Genomic DNA, 23720 nt, shown 5'->3' on the forward strand with positions numbered 1-23720 from the left:
AATCCCGTTCCGAAATATGATTATGATCAGTTTACCGGTAACCGGCCGCCTGCAGGGTAAACAATTCTTCGTACCGCCCTTTTTTGGCGATCAGTTCCTCGTGCGTACCGATCTCCAGCAGTTCCCCGCCTTCCAGCACCAGGATGCGGTCGGCCATGCGCACCGTGGAAAAGCGGTGGGAAATGAGGACGGCCGTTTTGCCCCGGGTGAGGTCGGCAAACCGTTGGAAAACTTCATATTCCGCCCGGGCGTCCAGGGCGGCGGTGGGCTCGTCGAGGATGAGGAGCTGGGCATTCTTCATATAAGCCCGCGCCAGCGCGATCTTCTGCCATTCCCCGCCCGACAGTTCCACCCCGTTGCTGAAACGCCGCCCCAGCATCTGGTTATAGCCGGCGGGAAGGCGGCCATAGAGGAGATCGGCCATGCTTTTCTCCGCCGCCTGCTCGATCCGCGCCTGGTTATCGACTTCGGCGATGTTGCCCACGGCGATGTTCTGCGAAAAGGTCATCTGGTAGCGCTGGAAATCCTGGAAAATCACGCCCACCTGCATCCGCAGCTCGTTCAGATCGTATTCCCTCAGGTCGTGCCCATCCAGGAGGATACGGCCTTCCGTTGGATCGTACAAACGGGCGAGCAGCTTCACCAGCGTTGTTTTACCTGCCCCGTTCTCCCCTACCAGCGCGAGTTTCTCACCGGCGTGGAGGGTAAAATTGAGGTGGCGGTTGGCCCAGCGCGTGGCATTCAGGTATTTGAAGCCCACATTTTCGAACACGAACCCTTCACGGATGGGGTCCGGGAAAGGCCGCGCCTTCGCAGGCTGCGTGATACGGGGCGAAATCTCGAAAAACTCGAACAGGTCGCGCAGGTAAATGGCGCCCTGCGTTACGCTGGTAAACCGCATCAGCACGCCTTCCAGCAACCCGCGCAACTGCCGGAACGATCCGCCGAGAAACGCCAGGTCGCCGATGGAGAGCTGCCCGCGGACGGTTTGCAGGATGATAATGACGTACGCGGCGTAATATCCCGCGCTGCCCACGAGTGAAAACACCACCGCCCAGATGTTGTAGCGGATGGACAGTGATTTTTTGTCGCGGTAAAACTTATCCGCCAGCGCCCGGAAACGGTCGACCAGGTAGCGGCTGAGGTTGAAAATCTTTACTTCCTTGACGGATTCGTCGCTCGCACCGAGGAACCGGATGTAATCGAGCTCCCGCCTGGCGGAGGTTTCACCCCAGGCCAGGGCATAGAACCGGTCGTTGAAGTGGGTTTCGGAGAAGAACGACGGCAGCACGGCCACCAGCAGCAGCAGGATGAGCCATGGGCTGAAGGTGACCAGGCCGGCGGCGAGGAAGATCATGGTGATAACGTCCTGCACCTGTGTGAGCACCTGGCTGAGGAGCTGCGTGCGGCCGGCGGTTTGCTGGCGCGCGCGTTCCAGTTTGTCGTAAAAGGTGGAATCTTCGAACTGGTCGAGGTCGAGCGTGGCGGCGTGCTGCATGATGCGCACCGAGGTGTGATTGGCGACGCGCTCGCCCAGGAGCCCGTCTACCAGCGCAATGGCGCGCCCGAGCGCCCCGGAAATAACGACCAGCGCAAATTCCGCGGCCACCAGTTGCCAGAGGTACGTGTAGCCGGTATCTCCGGCGGATTGGGTGAGGCGCACCACCTCGTCGATGATCAGCTTGCTGATATACAGCAAACCGAGCGGCGTGGCCGATTGTGCGGCTCTGAGGAGGATGTTCCAGGTGGTCATCCAGGGACTGGTTTGCCAGACCAGTTTAAAGAAGGCGGGTAGATTCTTCAGCGCCGCCATCCGCTGCCTGAAGCTCACATCGGGCTCTCCGGGTTTTCTGCTGGGTCTTCTCATGCGGCACTGAAGTTACGGATTTCGCGGGAATCGGTCACCCGGCCGGCGCTTCGTCCGAAGTGGCATGCATCCGGGCGGTGAGGCTGCTGGAAGGAAAATCGAAGTGGACGGAAGTGCCCTGTGCGGAGGAGTCCACGTCCATCGTACCGCGAAACGCCGCCGCGCGGGATTTCAGGCTGAACATCCCGATACCCGCGTCGCCTTTGGACGCATCGATGCCCTTTCCATCGTCTTCCACCGTCATCCCCAAACCATCTTCGTTGAATTCCAATTGTACCAGCACCTGCGTGGCTTCGGCATGCTTGATGGCGTTCCCCAGCAGCTCCTGCAACATCCTGTATACCATGAGCTCGAACCGGGGATGGAACCGGCGGGGCTCGCCCGTTGCCTGGTATTCGAACGCCAGCGAATTGTTGCGGCCCAACTTTTCGCAGTAAGCGCCCGCGGCCGCATCCAGCCCTTCTTCGAACAGCAGGCGCGGCATGAGGTTGTGCGAGGTATCGCGGATTTCCGTCACCGCTTCGTTGAGCAGGCCCAGCGTATTGCGGTAAGCAGCCGATTTCGTGAGCTCGCTATATTGGTTTTCGAGGGAATTGAGGTACAATTTCACACCGGAAAGAATGGAGCCCGCGCCGTCGTGGAGGTTCCTCGCGATGCGGGCGCGCTCTTTCTCCTCCCCTTCCATCGACGCCTGCGCCACGGCCAGTTCCGACTCCTTCTGCATCAGTTGCCAATGCTGCTGCTGCAATTGTTGCTTCTGGCGGAAATGGAAATACGCTCCGCCGGCGAGCGCCAGCACCAGCATCAATCCGCCGCCGAGCAAAACGAGCTGCTGGCTTTTCTTCCGCAGCTCCAGGTCTTTTTTGGTGATCGACAATTGCTGATCGGCCAGTGATTTGTCTTTTTCCAGTGTCCGGTATTTCGTTTCCAGCTCGTTCACTTTCGTTGTGACGTCCGTTTTCTGCAAACTGTCGCGGAAGCGGACGTAGGATGCCAGCGTATTGATGGACGCATCCTTCAGCCCCAGGTTCACATTCACTTTCGTCAGCAGCAGATAGTGCTGCATGAGCGTGGGCACATGGCCGACATCCAGCAGCCCGGCTTCTGCGCGCAGCAGGTAATCGCGCGCCATGGTGAATTTCCCGGATTCGTAGAACGCCAGCCCGAAGGTTTCCTGCATGGAACTGATGAACAGCTGCGGCAGGTTAAACCCTTTGGAGATCGCCTCCGCTTCGCGCAGGTAGAGCAGCGCCGAATCGGGATACGGCTTTTTGGTGGCGTACAGATCCCCCATCGCCACGCGGCTGTAAAACCGACCGAACTGGTACTTGCCCAGATCGCTCACCCGCACCGCTTCCCGGAACACCGTCAGCGCATCGTCTGCCCGATCGATACGTGTAAATTTATCGCCCATATTGATGAGCATTTTGACGTGGTTGCTCGTGTCGCGGGCAAGTACGTAGAGCGCGTCGGCCTTTTTCAGGTATTCGAGGCTTTTTTCCAGCTGCTCCATCTGGCTGAACGTGATGGCCAGGCCGTTGTAAGCATGCGCCATGCGGATGGAATCGCCCGCCTGCCGGTAGGCTTCCAGCCCGCGGAAGTAGGCCTGCGCCGCGGTATCGAGCATGCCTTTCTGCATGAACGCGTTCCCGATGCCCGTCCAGGCCGTTCCCACGCGGTAGAAATTCTTTTCCGGCACATGGTATTCCAACGCCTTGCCATACGCGGAAATACTGGAATCGAGGAGCCCTTTGGCGAGGAGGATGCTGGCACGGCCTTCGTACATGAGGCCGGTGCGCCTGCGGTCGCCCAACCGCTGGCTGATAGCCAGCGCCCGGTCGATGAGGATGAGCGCGGTATCGTTGTCGAGCTCGTTGAGATCGGCGGCGTAATCGTAGAGGCGGTCGGCCATCAGCGTATCTTCTTTCAGGTTTTGCAGCTTTGCCTTATGCATGCGGTGCACTTCCCCGAGCGTTTGCGCGCGGGCGTGGAAAGCCGTTATTGTGAAGATCAGCATACAGATGCCGATGATGGTGCGGGTGCGGGAATTTCGTGGTTGCATGTTCCGGGAATGTCAGGTTAATGGAATGGATGTTATGATATTTTTTCGATGACGGCTGTTGCGGGAACGGGAAACTGAAGGTGGACAGACGTGCCGGACCCGGAGGAACCCACATCCATCGTTCCGCGGAAAGCCTCTACCCGCGCATGGATGGCGAACATCCCGATACCGTCTCCCGGATTGCCGTTCATCCCTTTCCCGTCGTCTTCCACCGTCAATGAAAACACTTCCGGCGAAAACGACAGCTGAACGAACACCTGCGTAGCCTGGGCATGTTTGAAAACATTGTTCAGCAGTTCCTGGAAGGTGCGGAAGATCATCAGTTCGAAATCGATATCGAACCGCGCGGGCTCGCCGTACGACTGGAATTCCACATCCAGCTGCTCGCTCCGGCCTACTTTTTCGCAATAGTCGCGGATGGCGGAATGGATGCCTTCGAGGTGGAGGGTTTTGGGCATGAGGTTGTGGGATGTTTCGCGGATTTCGGAAACGGCGTCGTTGAGCAGGCCGATCGTGTCTTTATATGCGGGCGATCCCGCCAGGTCGCGGTACTGGTTTTCGAGGGAAGCGAGGTACAGCTTTACGCCAGACAGGATGGAGCCCGCGCCGTCGTGGAGGTTCCGGGCGATGCGGGCGCGTTCTTTCTCTTCGGCTTCCATCGCGGCCTGCACCTTTACCAGTTCGGCTTCGCGTTCCATTGTCAGCAGTTGCTGCGCGGCGAGCAGCTGTTTCTGGCGGATGTGCAGCATATACGTCCCGCCGCCCACGATGAGCAGCAGCACGATGCCCGAAAGCGCGTAGATGCCCGCGTTCCGGTTGCGGATCTCCAGTTGTTTGCGGGCGAGGTTGCGCTCCTGCTGCGCCAGCTGGAGGTCCTTTTCCGCCGTGCGGTACCGGGTTTCCATTTCATTGATCGATTGCTCGACCTGGAGGTTTTGCATGCTATCGCGATAGGTGTTGAATTTATCGAACGCTTCCACCGACTCTTCCCGTAAACCCAGCATGATATTCACTTTGGTGAGCACACGGTATTGCTTTTCGAGCAGGTCCAGCTTCCCCAGTTCCAGGGCGATCTTCGTCGACTTCCCGAAATACGCGCGCGATGTGGCGTACTGCCGCTGCAGGTAATACATCCTTGCCATCACGGCGTACATGACGCTCATGTATGGTTTGCTGACGGGTTGCAGCGCGGTAATGGCTTCCGCCTGCCGGAGGAAATGGGAAGCGGAATCATAGTTCGCTTTCGAGATGTACATTTCCCCGATGCCCAGGCGCGCATAAAATTTCCCAAGCGGGAAGTTGGACCTGTCGCTCAGCGAGATCGCTTCAAGAAAGTACGGGATGGCCTCCGGGTATTCCAGCCGGGAACCCATGTTGATAAGGCTGCGCACGAGGTTCGGCGTGTCGCTCGCCGTGCGGTAGCCGGCGATCGCTTTCCTCCGGTATTCCTTCGATTTATCGTCCTGCTCCAGTTGCGTGAATGCGATGGCGAGATTGTTATAGGTGCTGGACCTGGCGGTTGGATCGTCCGTTTTCGAATAGAGATCGAGGGCGTACAGGTAGGCTTTCACGGCGGAATCGGGCGGACCGGTCTGCAGGAAAGTGCTGCCGGCGCTGGTGGCGGCCCTGCCCGCCAGTCCGAAACTGTCGACCGCGAGGGCGAGCTGGAGCGACCCGCGGTAATATTCGCGGGCGAGGATAAAATCGGTATCGGAAACGGCATTCCCTTTTCCCAAAAGGCTCATGCTGATGGCCCAGGTGTCTTTGGCCGCGAGGCTCATCCGCCAGGCGGAATCATACATTTTCGACGCGGAATCGGGCAGCGATTCGGCGATGGCTTTGGCGGAGCGGAGCAAAGTGCGGACGGCCGCGGTATCGGCGGAAGGGACGGCCGTAATGGTTTCCGGCACAGGCAGGGGTTGCCGGCAGGCATACGCGCACACAACGAGCGATATAACGGCCGGCAGCGACCGAAAGCTGAATGAAGAGAGGATGCGGAACATACAGGGCGTTCTATAAAAGGTTGATACGAATGATACAATTGGTCACACACCCGTTTCCCTTTCCGGACATATGCTGCTGGCACACAGCGGATCTGTCCCGGATGGTATCCGGAATGCGCCCGACTGCTCTGTAAAAAAACCAGGAATATGCTGCTAATATGCGCCGATGGCCGGTTTGAACGGCATACGAAGTTTCGCTGAGTAAACCGCGCATTTTTCGAATTGCGTAAATGTACTCAACTTTTTAAATAGCCGGCAAAAAAAATCAGGGGGCGAGGATGACTTTCACGCCGCGGTCCTGCAACATCTGCACGGTGGCGCTGTCTACCTGGTTATCGGTGATGATGAAATCCACCTGTTCGAGGCTGCAGATGCGGCCGATGCCCCGGCGGTCGAATTTGGAGCTGTCTGCCATTACGACCACGGTTTGGGCAAGACCGATCATTTTCATGTTGAGGCTGGCTTCGGCGAGATTGGTGATGGAAAGGCCGAATTCGGGATCGATGCCGTCTACGCCGACGAAGAGGACGCCGCAGGAGATATCGTCGAGCAGCCGTTCGGCAAAGGAGCCGGCGGCGGCAGACGAGCTTTGGTGGATGAGGCCGCCGATCTGGAGCACGTCTACGTTCGGGCGGTTGCAGAGCTCGAGTGCCACTTTGAGCGCGGGGGTGATGACGGTGATGTGTTTGGACGGGTGGAGGATGCGGGCCAGTTCGAAGACGGTGGTGCCGGAGCCGATGATGATGGAATCGTTATGGCCGATGAGCTCCATGGCTGCGCGGGCGATCTTCTTCTTTTCCTCCATGCGGATGAATTCCTTCTCGTTGATGGGGCGCTCGATGGCGTAGGGGTTTTGGGTGGAGCCGCCGCCCTTGGTGCGGAAGAGGAGTTTCTTTTCTTCCAGCAGCTTGAGGTCTTTGCGGATGGTGACGCCGGAAACCTGGAGCTTTTCGCTCAGTTCCTGGATATCGACTTTCCCTTTCTCCTGCAGCTCCTGGAGTATCAATTGGTGCCTTTCCGTGATGTTCATATGCGTGGGGCTTTCTGAATGTTAAATTATCTTTCATCAAATGTACATTCTTTAGGACGATTTCCCTAACTGCCGTTATTATTTTCATGTTAACCATTGATTTGCAAGGAGAAAAGGAATTCCCGCCAACACTTAATTTTAATTTAATTTTGTTTAATTAAGTTTAATTTTTACTTTTAGGAACTTTCAATCCGGTTCCATTTTATTCCACGAAACAACTGATACCATGCGTATTGTAGAAAAAGCAGGCATTCCCTCCCAACTCATCTGGGGTTATCTCGGCGTGATGATCTTCATGATGGGCGATGGCATCGAACAGGGATGGCTGAGCCCTTACCTTGTAGACCACGGCATGACCGTTCAGCAATCCGCCACTTTATTCACCGTTTACGGCATCACCATCGCCATCTCCGCCTGGTTTTCCGGCGTACTGGCAGAGGGTTACGGCGTCCGCCGCACCATGGCGCTCGGCTTGCTCCTCTATTGCCTCGGCACCGTGGGCTTCGTCGGCTTCGGCATGCCGCAGCTCAATGTTCCGGTAATGCTCCTCACCTACGCCCTTCGCGGGTTCGGGTACCCGCTGTTCGCGTACTCCTTCCTCGTGTGGATCGCGTACAGCAGTCCACAGCATCAGCTCGGCCGCGCCGTGGGCTGGTTCTGGTTCGTATTCACCGGCGGGCTCAACGTGCTCGGGGCTTACTATTCCAGCTGGGCCATCACCAGGTTCGGGCATCTCAACACTTTATGGACTTCCCTGTTCTGGGCGCTCCTCGGCGCCGTGCTCGCCCTGCTGCTGAACCGCAGCAAACCGGCAAGGCAATCTGCCGGCGGGTCGAAAATGGAGGAACTGGTGAAAGGATTGACGATCGTCCGCGAAGAACCGAAAGTCCTGCTGGGCGGCATTGTCCGCATCATCAACACCACCGCGCAATTCGCGTTCCCCGTGTTCCTCCCCATGTACATGGCGCGGCACGGCTTCGATACAACGGAGTGGCTGACGATCTGGGGCACCATTTTCACGGCCAATATCATTTTCAACCTCATTTTCGGTTTCGTCGGCGATCATTTCGGCTGGAGAAACACCATCATGTGGTTCGGCGGCGTCGGCTGCGCGCTCAGCACACTCCTGTTTTATTACGCACCGCAGATCTGGGAAGGCAGCTACTGGGCCGTGATGACGGCCGGCATCATCTGGGGCGCGCTGCTGGCGGGGTACGTACCGCTTACCGCCCTCGTTCCTTCGCTCGTGAAAAAAGACAAAGGCGCCGCCATGGCGATACTCAACCTGGGCGCAGGGCTCCCGGTATTTGTGGGGCCGGCCATCGTAGGGCTGTTCATCGGTACCGCCGGCGAAGAGGGCGTTATATGGATACTGGCAGTACTATATGTGATCAGTGCCATCATCACGCGGTTCATCACCCTTCCCAACAACGCCAAAACCCTCCATCAAACGCAACCCGAAGCAACCATACAACCGATATAAAATGCGCATTTTAATTACAGCTCCTTACCATCAGCAAGGCATCCAGGCGATAGCACAACTTTTCGGCGAAACCGTGTACCGGTCGTGGAAACCCAACGGCCGCGCCTGGAACGAAGCGGAACTGATCTCGATGCTGGCGGAAACCAAAGCAGACGCGCTCATCACGGAACACGACGGCGTCACCGCCAAAGTGATCGAATCCTTCCCGCACCTTCAATTCATCGGCGTTTGCCGCGGCACGCCCAGCAATGTGGCCGTAGCCACCGCAACGGCGCACGGCATCCCCGTGTTCTTCACGCCCGCGCGCAACGCACAGGCCGTGGCCGAAATGTTCATCTCCAACGTCATCATGCTGCTGCGCAATACCCTCCCGGGCATCGACTGGCTGAAAGGCCGCAACTGGCAAGCCGGGGCACATGATTCCTATCTCCATTTCAAAGGCAACGAGCTTGCCGGGAGAACAGTGGGGATGGTAGGGTTCGGCGCCATCGGGCAGCTGATCGCCGGCATGGTCCGCCATTACCCCTGCAACATCCGGTTTTATGATCCGTATGTTACGGAACACGACCCGGCTTACGTGAAATGTACGATCGAAGAACTGTTCGCTACCAGCGATATCGTGTCCATCCACCTGCCCGTTACGGAGGAAACGAAAAACATGATCGACGGCCGGCTGTTGACATTGATGAAAAAAGACGCCATTTTTGTGAACACGGCCCGTGCTGCAGTGGTGAAACGGGAAGACCTGCTCGCCGCCCTCGAAACCCGCGCGATCCGCGGTGCGGTGCTGGACGTGTTCGACCACGAACCGCCCGACGCAACGGATTACCGGATCATCGACCAGCCGCACGTGATCGCCACGCCGCACATCGCCGGCGCAACTTTCGAGGTGGAAGACCACCACGTCGCCATCATGAACAATGCACTAACACAATGGTTCGCCAACGGAAACCGCCAAGTACGAGAACTGGCGAACCGCCAAATACTGCCAACTCCCGTCAATGGATAAACAACCCGCATACATCATAGCTGACATCGGCACCGGCAACGTGCGCGTGGCCATCGCAACGCCCGGCGGCGAAGTGCTCGGCGTTTCCCGCGAAGACATCCGGTACGAAAAGGACCCGCTGTACCCGGACGCCCTGCAATTCGACCCCGGCGCGCTCTGGGAACAGATCCTCCGCCTGGCGAAACAATCGCTCGCAGCGGCGCCCCAGGCCGAAATCCGCGCTATCACAGCCACCAGCCAGCGCGAAGGCATTGTTTTGCTCGACGCAGCCGGCAAATCGCTCACCGGCCTTCCCAATATCGACCACCGTGGCCGCGAATGGGAACACCTCATTTCCGATAAAAGCCGCGTCTATCAACTGACCGGCCGCTATCCCACTTCGCTGTTTTCCGCGCTCAAACTGGTGGGCATCCGCGAAAGGAAACCCGAAATATGGTCGCAAACGGCATCGTTCCTCAGTATTTCCGACTGGGTGGAATACCAGTTCTCCGGCATCGCCAAATACGAACATTCCCAGGCTTCGGAAACGCTGCTGTTCGACGTGGAGCGGAAAGAATGGAGCAAGGAACTTTGCAGCATTTTCGGGCTAAGCCCTTCGCTCCTGCCGGAATTGCGGGCATCTGCGGGCGTTTTGGGCGAAGTAAAAAAGGACGTGGCGAAGGAACTGAACATCGCGCCTTCGGCGATCGTAGTGACCGGCGGCGGAGACACCCAGCTGGCCATCAAGAGCACGCGGCCGGCGGTAGACGATATGGTCATCGTGTCGGGCACTACCACGCCCATCGTGAAGCTCACGGGCGGCTATACCCTCGATGCCGAAGAACGGACCTGGACGAGCCGGGACATCGTGCCGGGGCGCTTCGTCTTCGAAGCCAACGCCGGCGTAACCGGGCTGAACTATCAACGCCTGAAAGAAATCTTCTATCCCAACGAAGGCTACGACGTTATCGAAAAAGAGCTCGCCGACAACCGGCACACCTTCTGCATGGCGAGCCTCGGTTCGCTGCTGGCAGACGAGGAAGTGTCGCTCACCCGCGGCGGTTTCATCTTCCCCGCGCCCGTTTCGCACCTGCTCACCCGCGGCAGCTTCGTCTGGGCCACGATGGTAGACATCGCCTGTTCCATCGTCAAAAACTACAAAATACTCGCCGAAGTGGCGGGCCATCATCCCGATTACATCTGGGGATGCGGAGGCGGCCTGCAAAGCCTGACCCTCCGCCAGCTCATCGCCAACCTCACCGGTAAAAAAGTGCAGATGCGCAGGGGCTTCCAGCAATCGTCTGCCGTGGGCGGCGCGCTCGTCTGCAACGAAGCACTGGGGATCGACGGGCGGATGGACGATACCATCGAAACGGTGGCCCCGCAAGACGAGGCGCACTACGCCGGCATCTATGCGGAATGGGAAAAGACGCGGGATTATTTCAGGAACATGAACTGACCGCCGCGGCACAATAGCAAATTATTCATGGAACATACTTTTATCGGACTGGACGTGGGCACCCAGGGCGCCAGGGCCATCCTCACCGACGCGCATGGCCGGGTGCTGGCATCATTCAGCGAGCCCTTCGCACTGAGCGCCGCATCGCGGGAGGAACAATCGCCCGAACAATGGTGGGAAGCCTGCGAACGGCTGCTCGCACAAATCCTCCAACGGCCGGAAGCCGCATCGTTGCGCGCTATCGGCGTCACCAGCACTTCCGGCACCGTGATCCCCGTGGACGAAGCCGGCACCCCGCTTCACCCGGCCATTATGTACAGCGACGGGCGGCAGGCCGAAACCGGGCAGCGCTGCAAGGCGCTCGCCCAAAAATATCACCCGCAGGGATACACGGCGTTCAATACCACCAGCGGATTACCGAAAATGGTCTGGTTCGCCGAACAGTTCCCCGAAAAGGCGCGCCGGACCTCCAAATTCATCCACGCCGCCGATTTCATCACCGGCAAACTCACCGGCAATTTCAACGTCACCGATTTTACCAATGTGTTAAAATCCGGTTACGACGTAGCAAACGAACGCTGGCCGGAATATATTTGGGGGCATTTGCCCATCCGCCGGGAATGGCTGCAGGAGGTAATCCAGTCCGGAACGCCCATCGGCACCGTAACCGCCAACATCGCCCGTATGCCCGCAAACGTGCTGGTAACGGCGGGCATGACAGACGGATGCGCCTCGCAGATCGCTTCGGGCGCGGTAACGCCCGGCGCCTGGAACACCACGATCGGCACCACGCTCGTCGTGAAAGGCGTGACGGAAAAACCGGTATACGACCCGCTCGGCCGTTTGTATAACCACCGCCATCCGCAAGGTTTCTGGATGCCGGGAGGCGCCAGCAACACGGGAGCCGACTGGATATCGAAACATTTCCCCGGCAACCTGGCCGCGCTCAACGAAGCCGCCGCCGCCATGGTGCCCACCGGAAAATTGTATTGGCCGCTGGAACAACCGGGCGAGCGATTCCCTTTCATAGCGCCGCAGGCAAAGGCTTTCGAAACGCCCGGACTGGAAGGCGCGGAAAAATTCGCAGCCGGGATGGAAGGCGTCGCCTACATCGAAAAAATGGCGTACGAACTCATCGAACAGCTGTCCGGCGAGCCGGTGAAAGCCGTGTACACCGCCGGCGGCGCCAGCAACAGTAATCTGTGGCTGCGCATCAGGGCCTGCGTGCTGGGAGTGCCCGTGCATAAAATGCAGGAAGTGAGCGGTGCCGCGGGAGCCGCCATCCTCGCTGCTTCACAAACGTACTATGGCAGCATCAGCGAAGCCGCGGCAGCCATGGCACACATCGACAAAACCATGTTGCCCGAACCCGGCCTGCAAGGCGCCTACGCCGAAGGGTACCGGTCGTTCAGGGAAAAACTGAAAGAAAAAGGATATGCTTAACGTTTATTTGCTCCGGCACGGACAAACAGCCTGGAACGCAGACAACAACCGGTATTGCGGCCGGACAGACATTCCGCTCACCGCCAAAGGCATCCAGCAGGCGGAAGCCGTTCGGGAACAGCTGAAAGGCATCGAATTCGACGGCGTGTATTCCTCACCGTTGGAGCGCGCCTTCATGACGGCGAACATCGCTTCCGGGGCTTATGTCAAAAAAGACGAACGGTTGATTGAGGCGGATTTCGGGGGATGGGAACACAAAACCAAAGAGGAATTCATCGCAGAAGCGCCGGAACACTGGCACCGCTGGATGGAAGACCCCTACACCCACCGTGCCGGCGGATCGGGAGAGAGCGGCCGGGAGATCGTGGAGCGGGTAGATGCCTTCTTCAGCGACGTCCACCGCAAACACCCATCAGGCAACATCCTCGTGGCCGCCCACAACGGCGTCAACCGCCTGTTCCTCGCTTATAAACTGGGCATGCCCCTGCGCAATTACCGCATGCTCGTCCAGGAAAACGCTTCCGTCACCATGTTCACGCTCGACGCCGGTGGCGGCTTCACATTACAACACCTTAATGCCAAATTCTGATCCCATGAAACGAATCCTCATCGGCAGCGCATTGCTTTGCTGCACCATCACCGGCTTCGCCCAATCGGGCCTGCATGTGTTGAAAATCAGGAACGCAAAAGAACTCCGCTCCTTCTTCCGGTTCACCGGCAACGATATCCCCTTCATCTCCGGCCATCGCGGCGGCGTCAACAAAGGTTTCCCGGAAAACAGCATCGAGGCGTTCGAAAACACCCTCCGCCATACGCCCGCCACGTTCGAGATCGATCCGAGGCTCACCAAAGACAGCGCCATCGTGCTCATGCACGACGCCACCCTTAACCGCACCACCAACGGTACCGGCAAAGTGGGCGATTATACGCTCGCGGAGCTGAAGAAAATGCGCCTGAAGGATGTGGACGGCAACCTGACCGATTTCCAGATCCCCACACTGGAAGAAGCCATCAAATGGGCGCGCGGCAAAACCGTCCTCATCCTCGATAAAAAAGACGTGCCGTTCGAAATGACGGCCGACATTATTCGCAGAAACAAAGCCGAAGGCCATGTCATGGTGACCGTCCACACCGCGAAAGAAGCGAAATGGTACCACAGCCGCAACCCGGAAATCGTCTTCGAAGCCTTTGTGAAAACCCAAAAGGCGCTAGAAGAATACGAACAGGAAAACATCCCCTGGACGCACATCATGGCCTATGTTGGCCCGGATAACAAGCCGGAACTGAAGCCGCTCTACGAAAACCTGAACAAACGCGGGGTCATGTGCATGATTTCCACAGCGCCTACGTACGACAAACTTCCCGATGCCGCGGAACGCACCAAAGCGTACCAGGCCATCATTAAAGACGGCGCCAGCCTCATCGAGGCAGACCGTTCGCTGGAAGCCGGAGCAGCCATCCTGCCCCTCATTCCGGCCCAAAGCCCGAAAAAGAAATTCTTCTCCATTACGAAATAGCGAGTATTACCAGTAACGTGCATCACGGCCGGTCCTTTTTGCCAGGACCGGCTTTTTTATGGAAGGGAATTGAACAATGCGGTGATAAATTGGGTAAATTGAAGGAAAAGCATCCCCATGGCAATCGTTATCCTCGTCCTCATTACGCTCATCGCCATCGAGCACCTGTATATCCTCTGGCTGGAAATGTTCGCGTGGACCACGCGCGCCCCGAAAGTGTTCCGGCAGATACCCAAAGAAATGTTCGAGCCTACGAAGGCGCTGGCCGCCAACCAGGGCTTGTACAACGGCTTCCTGGCGGCGGGGCTCATCTGGAGCCTCTGTATTGGAGACCCGGCCTGGCAGCAACATGTGGCGGTATTTTTCCTGACTTGCGTGGCGGTGGCGGGAATCTATGGGGCCGCAACGGCAACCCGGCGTATTTTTTTCGTGCAGGCGCTTCCTGCGCTGGTCACCCTACTGCTGATCTGGTTGCTGTAATAGGGGCGCGCTTTTCCGGTACTTTCGCCGGAACCAGTACATCGCCGCTACGGTGCCTGCAAGGCCCGTTACGCCGGCGATCTTCACCAGACCGGTATAAAATTCCAGCCAGTTCAGCTGCAGCTGGAAAACGGATTTGGCCAGCATTACGCCTACGCTGCCCAGGTAGCCGAAAGCGTCGGCGATGTAAATGAGGAAACCCACGTTCCCCGTAAACCGGAACGCGGCGATGAAACGATCGAACAACAGGCTGTTGAACGGAATATACACCATGTACAGCCCCAGGCCCGCCATTAGCATCCAGGCGTACATGCCCAGGTGGCCGGCGGAGAACAGCATGGCCCCGCAAAGCGTTACCGCGAATCCCGCCAGCATGATCCACTGCGTTACGATGAACGCCCTGAAATTATGGTCCAGCCAGCTCATGGCGGCGATCAATAACAAAATAATGAGCGAGATCAGGCTTTCCGTTCCCGCGAAAACGCCCGGCTGAAAAGGCTCTCCAGACGCGCGCCACATGTCGGCCATGAAGCTGTCGCGCACTTCGCGCAGGACCGTCACGAGGATGTAGATCACCACCAGCAGCGCGATCCCCGGCCAGAAGCGCCGCAGCAGCCCGCGCCGTTCCGCCGCAGACATCGGCAGCCTTTCCATCCGCTGTTCCCTGTCGGCAGGCCCGGGCGGCGGGATTTTTTCCAGCAGCAGCACGAACACGATCAATACCGGCATGAACACACATCCCACCACGAAAGGCATCCCGTATTCACTCACGCCCCATCCTTCCATCACCCACTGCGCCACGCTCTTCGCCAGGCCTGAAGCGAAAATGAAGCTCACGGCCAATGCCGCGCTGATCATGTCTGTGGTACGCCGCCCTTCGATATACGAAAACACGACGCCCCACAGCATTCCCAGCGGGAAGCCGTTGAGGAACAGGCACCACCAGTTATGCGGCGGCGGCACCACGGCAAAAAGCGCCCAGGCCAGCCAGGCAACGCCCGTCAAACCCAGGATGAGCCAATGCCGGTTTTTTCGCTGCATCGCGGCAATGAAACGGATACCGTAAAATTTGCTGAGCATATACCCGAACACCTGCGATACGACCAGCACCGTCTTGTAATCCATCCCCCAAAGCGTATACCCCCCGAAAGCCCCAACGTTAAAGGCTTTCCGGAAACTGAAAATGGCAGTGTAGGCGCAAAAGGCGGTAACGGCCGCAAAGGCCGCCACACCCAGCTCGCGGCGGGAAAATTGCATGTACGGAATATACGCTGAATTACCGGAAATGAAAACAGGGCCGCCAGCTGGCAGCCCTGTCGTTTAAAGATCCGGATGTATTTGCCATTTCTAATGCCCCAGCTTGATCACTTTCATGACCTGGCGCACGTTCACCTGGATAATTTCGATGTAATAAACGCCCGGCTGGTAATTACCGCCCAGCGTTACGGAACTGTTCGGTGCCAGGCCCTGCCTTGCTTCCACCAGCTGGCCCCCGTTGTTGTAAACGCGGACGTTGACCGGCTGCTGGTTTTTACTGATCAGCATGAGCACGAACTGGTGGATCGTGGGATTGGGCAGCACCGTGGCCGCCAGCCCGTCGCCATGCGTCCAGGGCTTGTTACCCGGCACGAGCACATGCGTGGTTTGTACGCCCGATCTGCCGGCCGTATCCGTAACCGTCACTGTTATCGTATATACGCGTCCGTTACCTAGCGGATTCCTTTGGGCGCGGAGCTTCACGGTATTGTCGTTCACGATCTCGATGTCCGGACTGCCGTTGTCGGGCTCGTTGCTGGTAACCGTCACGGTGCGCTGGACCGGACTGCAATCCGTCACCGAATAATCCAGCGAAACCGTCACCATCTTGTTGTTCGGCGTATTGAGCAGCGCCGGCGACGGTGTGATGTCGGAAATAACCGGCGCGAGCGTGTCTTTCATCCAGATGGCGAATGAAGCCGTATCCGATTTGCCGCCGGCGTTCGTGGCGATGAGGTGCACGAAATCATCGTGCCGTACGCGGCTGCCCGGAACGGGATATTGGGTGATGGTCACGCCTTCGGCCGGTTCTACCGTTGCAGAATCGCGGTAATCCGGGAGCGAAGCGCCGCAATCCGGGTCACCGGTCAGCCACTGGTTCCCCGGGCCCTGGAGCGTGGGCGCCAGGTTGGCCGCCAGCGCGGAGCGCGGACTTTCGTTATGATAGCGGTCCAGCGCCGTCACGGCATAATAATACGTGACGCCGGGCAGTGCGGAAGTATCGGTATATGCGATGGAATCCATGGGTGTTACGGCCAGGAGCTGGCCAATGTCGCTGGTATCGATCGCGGGCGTGGTGGAGCGGTACACGGCAAACTGGCGGGCCCTGTTCAACTGGTCTTGCGGATCGCCGTTGTGCCACCAGATGAGGCGTACATCTTCTCCCGCCTGTTCGGCATATAAACCGAATGGTGCGGCCGGAGCGATACTGTCCCGCCATTTCATGGCCGGCAACAGCGCGGGCTTCGCATACATGAACAGGCGCAGCGAATCGCGGAAGCCTTTCCTGGTGTTCACCCGCATGCTTGTGGTGTTGTATACCGACTGGCCATATACGTTGGCATGGCTGCGGTTCATGCGGATCTGGCGCGGGATCTGGGTGGAATCCGTCCATCCCGCACCTGCGGCGGCATCTCCCATTTTATACCCGGCGATGCCGATATAGATGTGGCGGCCGTTGGCCTGGTTGTTCCACCAGGGCACGATCACACCGTAATTGGCGCCGGGCTGCCCGATCCACCAATACACCTGCGGCATGATGTAATCTACCCAACCTTCCTGCAGCCAGCGTTTCGTGTCGGCGTACAGCGTGGTGTAATGCTCCAGCCCGGAAGTCGGCGAACCGATGTCGGGATTGGTGCTGTTGCGGTAGATGCCGGACGGGCTCACGCCAAATTTCACCCAGGGCTTGATGGTCTTGACGCTGTCGTACACCCGCTGGATGAGCAGGTTGACGTTATCCCTGCGCCAGTCGTTTTTCACGGTGAACCCGCGCGGATAATCCGCGAACGTGGCGGAATCGTTGTAGGGCGCCGTGCCGGCGGGTGCGTTGGGGGGATAGAAGTAATCGTCGAAATGGATGCCGTCCACATCATAACGGCGGAGGATATCCGAGATCACGGCGGAGATGTGGTCGCGCACGGCCGGCAGGCCGGGATCGAGGACGCGGAGCGTGCCCTGGCTGAGGAGCCATTCCGGGTGCGTTTTGGCAACGTGGGAATTGGCGAAGCCCGGGAGGTTGTTGGAATTGCCGACGGCGCGGTAGGGATTGATCCAGGCGTGGAATTCCATGCCGCGTTTGTGGCATTCCTCGATGGCGAAGGCCATCGGGTCCCAGGGCGTAGAGGGCGGTACGCCCTGCGTGCCGGTGACGTCGGCAGACCAGGGCTCCAGGTCGCTGGGGTACAGCGCGTCGCACTGGCTGCGCACCTGTACGTAAAGGGCGTTGAGGCCGGTGGCGCGGTGATGGTCGGCGATGGCGATGAAGGCGGCCCTTTGCTGGGCGGGCGTTTGTGTCTTGTTCGGCCAATCGATGTTCAGATAAGTGGCTACCCAGGCGCCGCGAAGTTCACGTTTCGGGGGCGACTGCGCCAGGGTTACGGCCGGGAAAAGGCTGCAAAGCAGCAGGGTGCGTAAAATTCCAGGCATACAGGGGTGTTTTGGTTGACGAAAAGCGGTTTTCTTCCTATAAGAGCGATTGACGATCTCAAACCGTTATGCCGTCCCAAAATAAAAGGCCGCCCTTTCGAGGGGCGGCCACTGCGGTATGTAACCTGCAGCCATCGTGCTCTGTTTCTCCGGTTTTTCAGGCGGCACCATAGCAGCCGAGCGATGAAATCCCGCCACGGGCCGCACGTTGGATATGGCCATTTGTAACTCCCGTCGTTAAGGCAATGCTGCGATCTTTTTTGCCAGCGAGGCTTCCAGCGTATGACCGCTGGTTACCTCCCAGATGGCTTGCTGGGCGATGGCGAGGCTATGCACATCTGCCAGGGATTTATCTTCCAGCGTCATCAGCAGTGCCTGCAGGTCGTAATTGGCTGCCACCGGCCCGAAGCGGTAGGGCCCCACGGGGCCGGGCTGCACGATGGATTCGTTGAGACCGAACAGGTCGAGGTGCAGCCAGGGTGCGGCGCCGGCGGGCAGCACGAGGGTGACGGGGCGCGCCAGGAGCGCATCATTGGCGCGGTCTGCCCGGTGGCGGAACACGAGGCCCGCCGGGAGCACGACCTTCACGGGCGCTGCGGTGTGGTTGCGGAGGCGGAAGCGCAGCCGCACGATGCAGCCGTCGCCGTAGCGCTGAACGGAGCGGGCGCTTTCGCAGGAGCATTCCAGGGTGTTGTGCCCTTTCATGGAGCCCTGTTCGAGGGAAACGCCGGCAGGCAGGCGGAAGGCCTGGCCTTCTATATGTAATGGCCGGGAAGCCGGTTGAGCGATGGGGGCTTGCGGGGCCGGGGGCTGCTTCGTCCGGCCAGAACGCTTGCCTGCAGCGGTTGCCAGCAGGATGAGCGGAACGATGGTAAGGAATAGCAGGGTTAACTTTTTCATGATCTTGTTTTTGTCGCCGCAAAGATATTCCACTCCCCCGTTCCGGCACCTACGCGAAACGGAGCAAAACCTACGGAAAACGGATTTCCATCCACCGATAAAATATTTTTCTTTCAATATGTTTTGAAAGTTCAATACTTACTTATACCTTTGACCTATCAAAAGCAAGCCAATATGAATACGATGGCATACCTCGTTTACGGCTGCATTACCGGCCTCATTACTTTCAAAGTAGGATGGATATTTTTCCGCAACGGCCGCGCCTTCATCCTGCACCTTCTTCACGGCAATGCGACGTTGACAGACGCCATCAACCGCCTCCTCCTCACCGGGTACTACCTCCTCAACCTCGGGTACGCCGCGCTGATGATCAGCACCTGGGAACGCGTGGAAAACTGGACGGGCCTGCTGGCCAGCGTTATGGTCATGACCGGGCGCATCGTGCTCACCCTGGCGCTCGTCCATTATGGCAACATGGCCGCGATCTATTATTTCAGCAAGCAACATACAACGATACCTCATTCCTAAATCCACTCACCATGACCACCACATTTCACTTCCTCGCCTATCTCGTATACCTGCCCGCCGTTATTTTCCTGACCTGGTTCGTAGCGCACACGCTCTTCCGCAACAGCCGCGTGTTCATGCTCGACATCTTCAACGGGAAAACGGACATCGCCCTGGCCACCAACAAATTATTCGAAACGGGGTTCTACCTGCTCAACCTCGGCTGCGCGTTCTACATCATGACCATCGCCAGCGAGGTGCCCGACCGGCAGACCATGCTGGAAGTGCTGAGCACCAAGCTGGGCGGCTTCTGCATCTATCTCGGCATCATGCTCTTTTTCAACCTGTACCTCTTTTTCCGCGGGCGCCGGATCAGCAAACAGCGCGCACATAACGCGCAGGTCCTGGCCGGCTTGCGCCAGACGCCGCCCGCACCCTGACCGGCCCATTCATCCCTTTACCCAGCCGGAAGTCCGCCCAGCGCGGCTTCCGGCATTTGTTTCCGGGCAAATGCATGATTATGGCCGATTTAATGATGAATCGTGCCCGCAGTGCCGGATAAATCCTTATCTTTACATATTACCTATATTTAAAAAAGCATATATACATTGTATTTTCACGAATTTGATTTTGACGATGATCTGTTGGATGGTATAGATGCGATGGGATATAAAACCGCTACACCGGTACAGGAACAAGTTATCCCCGTCATTTTATCCGGCCGGGACCTGATCGCCTCCGCACAGACCGGCACCGGCAAAACGGCAGCCTTCCTGCTCCCCACCATTCAGAATATCCTCACTCATACGAAAGACGACCACCAGATCAATTCCATGATCATCGTTCCCACCCGGGAACTGGCCGTCCAGATCGCCCAGGCGCTCGAAGGGATGTCTTATTTCACGAACATCAGCTCCATTGCCGTGTATGGCGGGGGCGACGGCGCATCGTTCGCCATCGAGAAGAAGGCGCTTTCCCACGGTGCGGATATCGTTATCTGCACGCCCGGCCGCATGATCGCCCACCTCAACATGGGGTATGTAAAACTGAAGGGACTGAAATATCTCATCCTCGACGAGGCAGACCGCATGCTCGACATGGGTTTCCACGACGATATCGAGAAGATCATCTCTTTTCTTCCGAAAGACCGCCAGACGCTGCTCTTTTCCGCCACCATGCCGGACAAAATGCGCAAACTGGCGCTCAAGATCCTCCAGGACCCGATCCAGGTGAACATCGCCATCTCCAAACCGCCGGAGCGCATCAAACAGGAAGCGTTCGTGGTGTTCGATGAGCAGAAAGTGCCCCTGGTCAAACATATCCTCGACAGCCGCAAGAAGGAAAGCGTGATCGTATTCTGCTCCCGCAAGCAGAACGTGAAAACGCTCACTGCCGTGCTCAACCGCGCCAGGTACGCCGTGGAAGAAATCCACTCCGACCTGGAGCAAGACAAGCGCGAGCAGGCCCTCCTGAATTTCAAGAACGGCAAGTCGAACATCCTCGTGGCTACAGACATCCTCAGCCGCGGGATCGATATCGAAGACATTGACCTGGTGATCAACTACGACGTGCCGAACGACGGCGAGGATTACATCCACCGCATCGGCCGTACCGCGCGTGCCGCAACAGACGGCACCGCCTACACGTTCATCAGCCCGAAAGAACAGGGCCGCTTCTCCCGAATCGAAGAGTTGCTGGGCGCGCCCGTAGCCAAGGCCACCGTTCCCCCGGAACTGGGCCCCGTACCGGAATATTCCCCCAAAACCCGCAGGCCGGGTGGCGGCGGAGGAGGTAACCGTGGCGGCGGCCATCGCGGCGGCGGGAAAGGAAAGCCCCGCAGCGGAAATAACGGCGGCGGCGGTGGAAACGGCAGCAGCGGCAACAAACGAAGAAATAACCGGCCCAAACAACAGAAAAAGCCATAAGACAAAAGTCTTATGGCTTTTTTCTTTATCGTCCTTTTTCGAAAACCCTACTGGAATTTCAGCTTCACGATCCGGTTGGCCATCCGGTTGTCGAACACATCGAAGTTGCCCACCAAAATCACCGAATTCTCCCCTTTCACATTCATGATATCCATCACCGTACCATCATCTGACGCCGTTGCATAGCGCAGGCCGCCGATGGCGTTGTAGGTGGGATGGATAGACCCGTCGGCATTGAGCACGATGAAGTTGTTGCGCTGGAGGTTGTTGAACTTCCGGAACGTACCCGTGAGGATGATCACGCCGTTGGGCAGCACGCCGATCTGGTCGATTTTGGTGCCATCCGGCCCGGCGCCGACACTGAACGTGGGATCTACCGCGCCATCGGCCGTGAGCCGCACCACGCGGTTGGCGCCCGTGCCGTTGAACCGGGTAAAGCCCCCCGCCACAATGATCTTCCCGTCTTGCTGCACGAACAGGTCATAGATGAGCAGATCCGCACCGGAACCGGGGTTGAAAGAGTTGTCCAGCGTACCGTCGGCATTGATCCGCGCGATGCGCGGCGCCGGCTGGCCCTTGTAGGTCGTGAAGTTCCCCGCGATGAGGACCTTCCCGTCGGGCAGCAGGTGCGATTTATAGATACGCCCGTTCACCGTGGGCAGCCCGCGATGCTGTGCAAGATCGTAGTTCCAGGAAGAATCCAGTTCGCCGTTGGGATGCAGTTTGATGATATGCTGTACGAACGTGGAGTCCAGGTGCATGGAATCCACGCCGGAAGCAGCCACCAGGTTGAAGTTGGGCCGTACATAATACCTGAAATCGCCTACCAGGAGCATTTTCCCGTCGGGCAGCAGGTGCAGGTTGTTCACCACGCCCCGCACGCCGCCTGCCAGCGAAGAAGCGATGGCCGTGTTCTGCGACGGCAGTTCGATGATGGTGGAATCTATCATCCCCCCGAAACCCAGCCGTGCAATACTGAACACGTTCTGCGTACGTGCGTACCGGTTAAAGCTCCCCGCTACGAGGAACTTCTGTTCGTCGGGCAGGTAAACGCCGGAGTAGACATCGCCCTGCGGACCGGTTTGCCAGCCGTATTCCCAGGCATTGTCGAGCGTACCGTCGTTGAGGAGGCGCGCCATGCGGTTCACGCCGCCGGGCTTGTTGACGTTGTCGTAGTTATTGAATCGTCCGGCGATGATGTATTTGTTGTCATTTCCCGGGAAAATAGCGGTAATGAGCGCACTGGCGCCGCCTTTCGTGGCGAAAGTGGTATCTACCACCAATCCGCCGAACACCTGGAAGAAAGGCCCGAAATAGAATTCATCGCCCACTTTCACGTTGATGGCGCCGGTACTGGCCATGGCGGGGATGCGTACGCGGACGGCGGAATCCGTGGTCTCGAGGATTTCCGCTTTTTCGCCGTTGAAGAGCACTTCGAGTTTGTCTTTGTTCTTGAGGAAACCCGTGCCGCGAACGAGCACTTCATCGTTCACGAAACCTTTCGCCGGGTTCACGGAATTTTCCGCGAAGGTGATGGAAGGCAGGATGGGATCGCCATAAGGGCTCTTCCCGCTGCTGTTTACCGTTTCCTTCGTACAAGCCGCCAGCAGCGCGATCATCGCCAGGGCGAGCAGCTGTTTGTGTATGCAGATTTTCATGTTTGCGTTATTCTTTGGTCCTTAAATAATCGAGCGCCACCCGCCTGAATTCCGCGCCGCGGAAACCGAGCGTATGCAGATAACTCAATGCATGTATCACGCCGTTGCGCGGCTGGATGTCGGAAGACGCTACGCGGATGTAGCTGTTCTTCCGGAAATCCACCGGGTCGAACGTCACATCGGTGAGCTGGATGATCCTGGCGCCCACGGCTTCCACACCGCGATAGTTCGTGTATTCCAGGCCGATGTTGAGGATGTACCCGTTCAGCATGATGTAGTTGATGCCGGGGAAAGCGCGGATATTGTCGCGCTGCACGCGCGGGAATGCGCTTGCGAGCCGCTTTCCGGTGAGGATGTACATGCTGATGAACTGTTTCCAGACTTCGGGCCCGATATCGTCGAGGGTCACGGAATCTTCCTGGTTGGCGAAGCGCTGGGCGTTGAGATCGTCCATCGCGGCTTTGATCGCATCGTCGGTAAAGGCGAAGAAAGTGATCGTGTCTTTGACGAACATGTCTTTCATGCCGGCCAGGTCGATGATATGTTTAACGCTGTCGAAATACAGCGTTTTTTCTGTCAGGTAATCGTAAATGGTACCGTCGTATATCGGGTTGGCGAGGCCACCGTCTTTATAGTACTCCTTCTTGCAGGAGGTGAACAGCATGCAGCCGGCTACCAGGAGCAACATGCAGGTGATCGTTTTTTTCATAATCA

19 protein-coding genes are annotated in these 23720 nt (G+C 58.0%); 10 read left to right on the top strand and 9 right to left on the bottom strand.

Annotated elements, in window-relative coordinates; all coding sequences use genetic code 11:
- Window positions 1-31: 31 nt before the first annotated feature.
- The 4 genes from ACQKLP_RS15985 to ACQKLP_RS16000 form a co-directional block, all read right to left on the bottom strand.
- Window positions 32-1867 (bottom strand): ABC transporter ATP-binding protein, encoded by a 1836-nt coding sequence (locus tag ACQKLP_RS15985; RefSeq protein ID WP_427323770.1) that lies wholly within the window; start codon window positions 1865-1867, stop codon window positions 32-34.
- Between the two features lie 34 nt (window positions 1868-1901).
- Window positions 1902-3929 (bottom strand): tetratricopeptide repeat protein, encoded by a 2028-nt coding sequence (locus tag ACQKLP_RS15990; protein ID WP_427323771.1) that lies wholly within the window; start codon window positions 3927-3929, stop codon window positions 1902-1904.
- A gap of 32 nt (window positions 3930-3961) precedes the next feature.
- Entirely contained in the window at window positions 3962-5932 is a 1971-nt protein-coding gene (locus tag ACQKLP_RS15995; RefSeq protein ID WP_427323772.1) for a tetratricopeptide repeat-containing sensor histidine kinase, read from the bottom strand.
- 265 nt (window positions 5933-6197) lie between these two features.
- Entirely contained in the window at window positions 6198-6962 is a 765-nt protein-coding gene (locus tag ACQKLP_RS16000) for a DeoR/GlpR family DNA-binding transcription regulator (protein ID WP_427323773.1), read from the bottom strand.
- A gap of 226 nt (window positions 6963-7188) precedes the next feature.
- On the opposite strand from ACQKLP_RS16000, the gene ACQKLP_RS16005 reads away from it, so the two are divergent.
- From ACQKLP_RS16005 to ACQKLP_RS16035, 7 genes are all read left to right on the top strand, one after another.
- Window positions 7189-8445 carry an MFS transporter gene (locus tag ACQKLP_RS16005; RefSeq protein ID WP_427323774.1) on the top strand — a complete coding sequence of 419 codons (1257 nt, stop codon included), beginning with the start codon at window positions 7189-7191 and terminating at the stop codon, window positions 8443-8445.
- Between the two features lies 1 nt (window position 8446).
- A complete protein-coding gene (locus ACQKLP_RS16010; protein WP_427323775.1) occupies window positions 8447-9454 on the top strand; it encodes a 2-hydroxyacid dehydrogenase in 1008 nt (335 codons plus the stop codon).
- The gene (locus ACQKLP_RS16015; RefSeq protein ID WP_427323776.1) at window positions 9447-10892 is read left to right on the top strand and encodes an FGGY-family carbohydrate kinase; all 1446 of its coding nucleotides are present in this window, start codon (window positions 9447-9449) and stop codon (window positions 10890-10892) included. The genes ACQKLP_RS16010 and ACQKLP_RS16015 overlap by 8 nt, the downstream gene beginning before the upstream one ends.
- A 27-nt stretch (window positions 10893-10919) precedes the next feature.
- On the top strand, window positions 10920-12335 hold the full coding sequence (locus ACQKLP_RS16020; RefSeq protein ID WP_427323778.1) for an FGGY-family carbohydrate kinase: 1416 nt from the start codon (window positions 10920-10922) through the stop codon (window positions 12333-12335).
- Window positions 12328-12924, top strand: a complete 597-nt coding sequence (locus ACQKLP_RS16025) for a histidine phosphatase family protein (RefSeq protein WP_427323779.1) — start codon at window positions 12328-12330, stop codon at window positions 12922-12924. The genes ACQKLP_RS16020 and ACQKLP_RS16025 overlap by 8 nt, the downstream gene beginning before the upstream one ends.
- 4 nt (window positions 12925-12928) lie before the next feature.
- Window positions 12929-13852: a glycerophosphodiester phosphodiesterase family protein gene (locus tag ACQKLP_RS16030; protein WP_427323780.1), complete on the top strand. Its 924-nt coding sequence runs from the start codon at window positions 12929-12931 to the stop codon at window positions 13850-13852.
- 117 nt (window positions 13853-13969) lie between these two features.
- Window positions 13970-14332: a DUF1304 domain-containing protein gene (locus ACQKLP_RS16035; protein WP_427323781.1), complete on the top strand. Its 363-nt coding sequence runs from the start codon at window positions 13970-13972 to the stop codon at window positions 14330-14332.
- Here the strand turns inward: ACQKLP_RS16035 and ACQKLP_RS16040 are convergent.
- The 3 genes from ACQKLP_RS16040 to ACQKLP_RS16050 form a co-directional block, all read right to left on the bottom strand.
- Entirely contained in the window at window positions 14309-15589 is a 1281-nt protein-coding gene (locus ACQKLP_RS16040; protein WP_427323782.1) for a DUF5690 family protein, read from the bottom strand. The genes ACQKLP_RS16035 and ACQKLP_RS16040 overlap by 24 nt on opposite strands.
- Before the next feature lie 90 nt (window positions 15590-15679).
- Window positions 15680-18016, bottom strand: coding sequence for a family 10 glycosylhydrolase (locus tag ACQKLP_RS16045; RefSeq protein ID WP_427323783.1), 2337 nt, complete (start codon window positions 18014-18016; stop codon window positions 15680-15682).
- Between the two features lie 237 nt (window positions 18017-18253).
- The gene (locus ACQKLP_RS16050) at window positions 18254-18916 is read right to left on the bottom strand and encodes a hypothetical protein (RefSeq protein ID WP_427323784.1); all 663 of its coding nucleotides are present in this window, start codon (window positions 18914-18916) and stop codon (window positions 18254-18256) included.
- Window positions 18917-19090: 174 nt separating this feature from the next.
- Between ACQKLP_RS16050 and ACQKLP_RS16055 the strand changes: the two genes are divergently transcribed.
- The 3 genes from ACQKLP_RS16055 to ACQKLP_RS16065 all read left to right on the top strand — a co-directional run bounded on the left by ACQKLP_RS16055 (window position 19091) and on the right by ACQKLP_RS16065 (window position 21348).
- Complete coding sequence (locus ACQKLP_RS16055) at window positions 19091-19444, top strand: hypothetical protein (RefSeq protein ID WP_427323785.1); 354 nt, start codon at window positions 19091-19093, stop codon at window positions 19442-19444.
- Between the two features lie 11 nt (window positions 19445-19455).
- Window positions 19456-19863, top strand: a complete 408-nt coding sequence (locus ACQKLP_RS16060; RefSeq protein WP_427323786.1) for a hypothetical protein — start codon at window positions 19456-19458, stop codon at window positions 19861-19863.
- 222 nt (window positions 19864-20085) lie between these two features.
- Window positions 20086-21348 carry a DEAD/DEAH box helicase gene (locus ACQKLP_RS16065; protein WP_427323788.1) on the top strand — a complete coding sequence of 421 codons (1263 nt, stop codon included), beginning with the start codon at window positions 20086-20088 and terminating at the stop codon, window positions 21346-21348.
- Window positions 21349-21395: 47 nt separating this feature from the next.
- On the opposite strand, the gene ACQKLP_RS16070 is transcribed toward ACQKLP_RS16065, so the two are convergent.
- Window positions 21396-23006, bottom strand: coding sequence for an IPT/TIG domain-containing protein (locus ACQKLP_RS16070; RefSeq protein ID WP_427323790.1), 1611 nt, complete (start codon window positions 23004-23006; stop codon window positions 21396-21398).
- A gap of 7 nt (window positions 23007-23013) precedes the next feature.
- Window positions 23014-23715: a hypothetical protein gene (locus ACQKLP_RS16075; RefSeq protein WP_341840034.1), complete on the bottom strand. Its 702-nt coding sequence runs from the start codon at window positions 23713-23715 to the stop codon at window positions 23014-23016.
- Between the last annotated feature and the right edge of the window lie 5 nt (window positions 23716-23720).

It is taken from the genome of Chitinophaga sp. NPDC101104 (genome assembly GCF_050277495.1).
Classification (GTDB): Bacteria; Bacteroidota; Bacteroidia; order Chitinophagales; family Chitinophagaceae; genus Chitinophaga.

Excerpts from the sequence above, each read along its gene's own strand:
- ACQKLP_RS15985 (WP_427323770.1), bottom strand. The coding sequence starts at position 1,867 with ATGAGAAGACCCAGCAGAAAACCCGGAGAGCCCGATGTGAGCTTCAGG.
- ACQKLP_RS15990 (WP_427323771.1), bottom strand. The coding sequence starts at position 3,929 with ATGCAACCACGAAATTCCCGCACCCGCACCATCATCGGCATCTGTATG.
- ACQKLP_RS15995 (WP_427323772.1), bottom strand. The coding sequence starts at position 5,932 with ATGTTCCGCATCCTCTCTTCATTCAGCTTTCGGTCGCTGCCGGCCGTT.
- ACQKLP_RS16000 (WP_427323773.1), bottom strand. The coding sequence starts at position 6,962 with ATGAACATCACGGAAAGGCACCAATTGATACTCCAGGAGCTGCAGGAG.
- ACQKLP_RS16005 (WP_427323774.1), top strand. The coding sequence starts at position 7,189 with ATGCGTATTGTAGAAAAAGCAGGCATTCCCTCCCAACTCATCTGGGGT.
- ACQKLP_RS16010 (WP_427323775.1), top strand. The coding sequence starts at position 8,447 with ATGCGCATTTTAATTACAGCTCCTTACCATCAGCAAGGCATCCAGGCG.
- ACQKLP_RS16015 (WP_427323776.1), top strand. The coding sequence starts at position 9,447 with ATGGATAAACAACCCGCATACATCATAGCTGACATCGGCACCGGCAAC.
- ACQKLP_RS16020 (WP_427323778.1), top strand. The coding sequence starts at position 10,920 with ATGGAACATACTTTTATCGGACTGGACGTGGGCACCCAGGGCGCCAGG.
- ACQKLP_RS16025 (WP_427323779.1), top strand. The coding sequence starts at position 12,328 with ATGCTTAACGTTTATTTGCTCCGGCACGGACAAACAGCCTGGAACGCA.
- ACQKLP_RS16030 (WP_427323780.1), top strand. The coding sequence starts at position 12,929 with ATGAAACGAATCCTCATCGGCAGCGCATTGCTTTGCTGCACCATCACC.
- ACQKLP_RS16035 (WP_427323781.1), top strand. The coding sequence starts at position 13,970 with ATGGCAATCGTTATCCTCGTCCTCATTACGCTCATCGCCATCGAGCAC.
- ACQKLP_RS16040 (WP_427323782.1), bottom strand. The coding sequence starts at position 15,589 with ATGCAATTTTCCCGCCGCGAGCTGGGTGTGGCGGCCTTTGCGGCCGTT.
- ACQKLP_RS16045 (WP_427323783.1), bottom strand. The coding sequence starts at position 18,016 with ATGCCTGGAATTTTACGCACCCTGCTGCTTTGCAGCCTTTTCCCGGCC.
- ACQKLP_RS16050 (WP_427323784.1), bottom strand. The coding sequence starts at position 18,916 with ATGAAAAAGTTAACCCTGCTATTCCTTACCATCGTTCCGCTCATCCTG.
- ACQKLP_RS16055 (WP_427323785.1), top strand. The coding sequence starts at position 19,091 with ATGAATACGATGGCATACCTCGTTTACGGCTGCATTACCGGCCTCATT.
- ACQKLP_RS16060 (WP_427323786.1), top strand. The coding sequence starts at position 19,456 with ATGACCACCACATTTCACTTCCTCGCCTATCTCGTATACCTGCCCGCC.
- ACQKLP_RS16065 (WP_427323788.1), top strand. The coding sequence starts at position 20,086 with ATGGGATATAAAACCGCTACACCGGTACAGGAACAAGTTATCCCCGTC.
- ACQKLP_RS16070 (WP_427323790.1), bottom strand. The coding sequence starts at position 23,006 with ATGAAAATCTGCATACACAAACAGCTGCTCGCCCTGGCGATGATCGCG.
- ACQKLP_RS16075 (WP_341840034.1), bottom strand. The coding sequence starts at position 23,715 with ATGAAAAAAACGATCACCTGCATGTTGCTCCTGGTAGCCGGCTGCATG.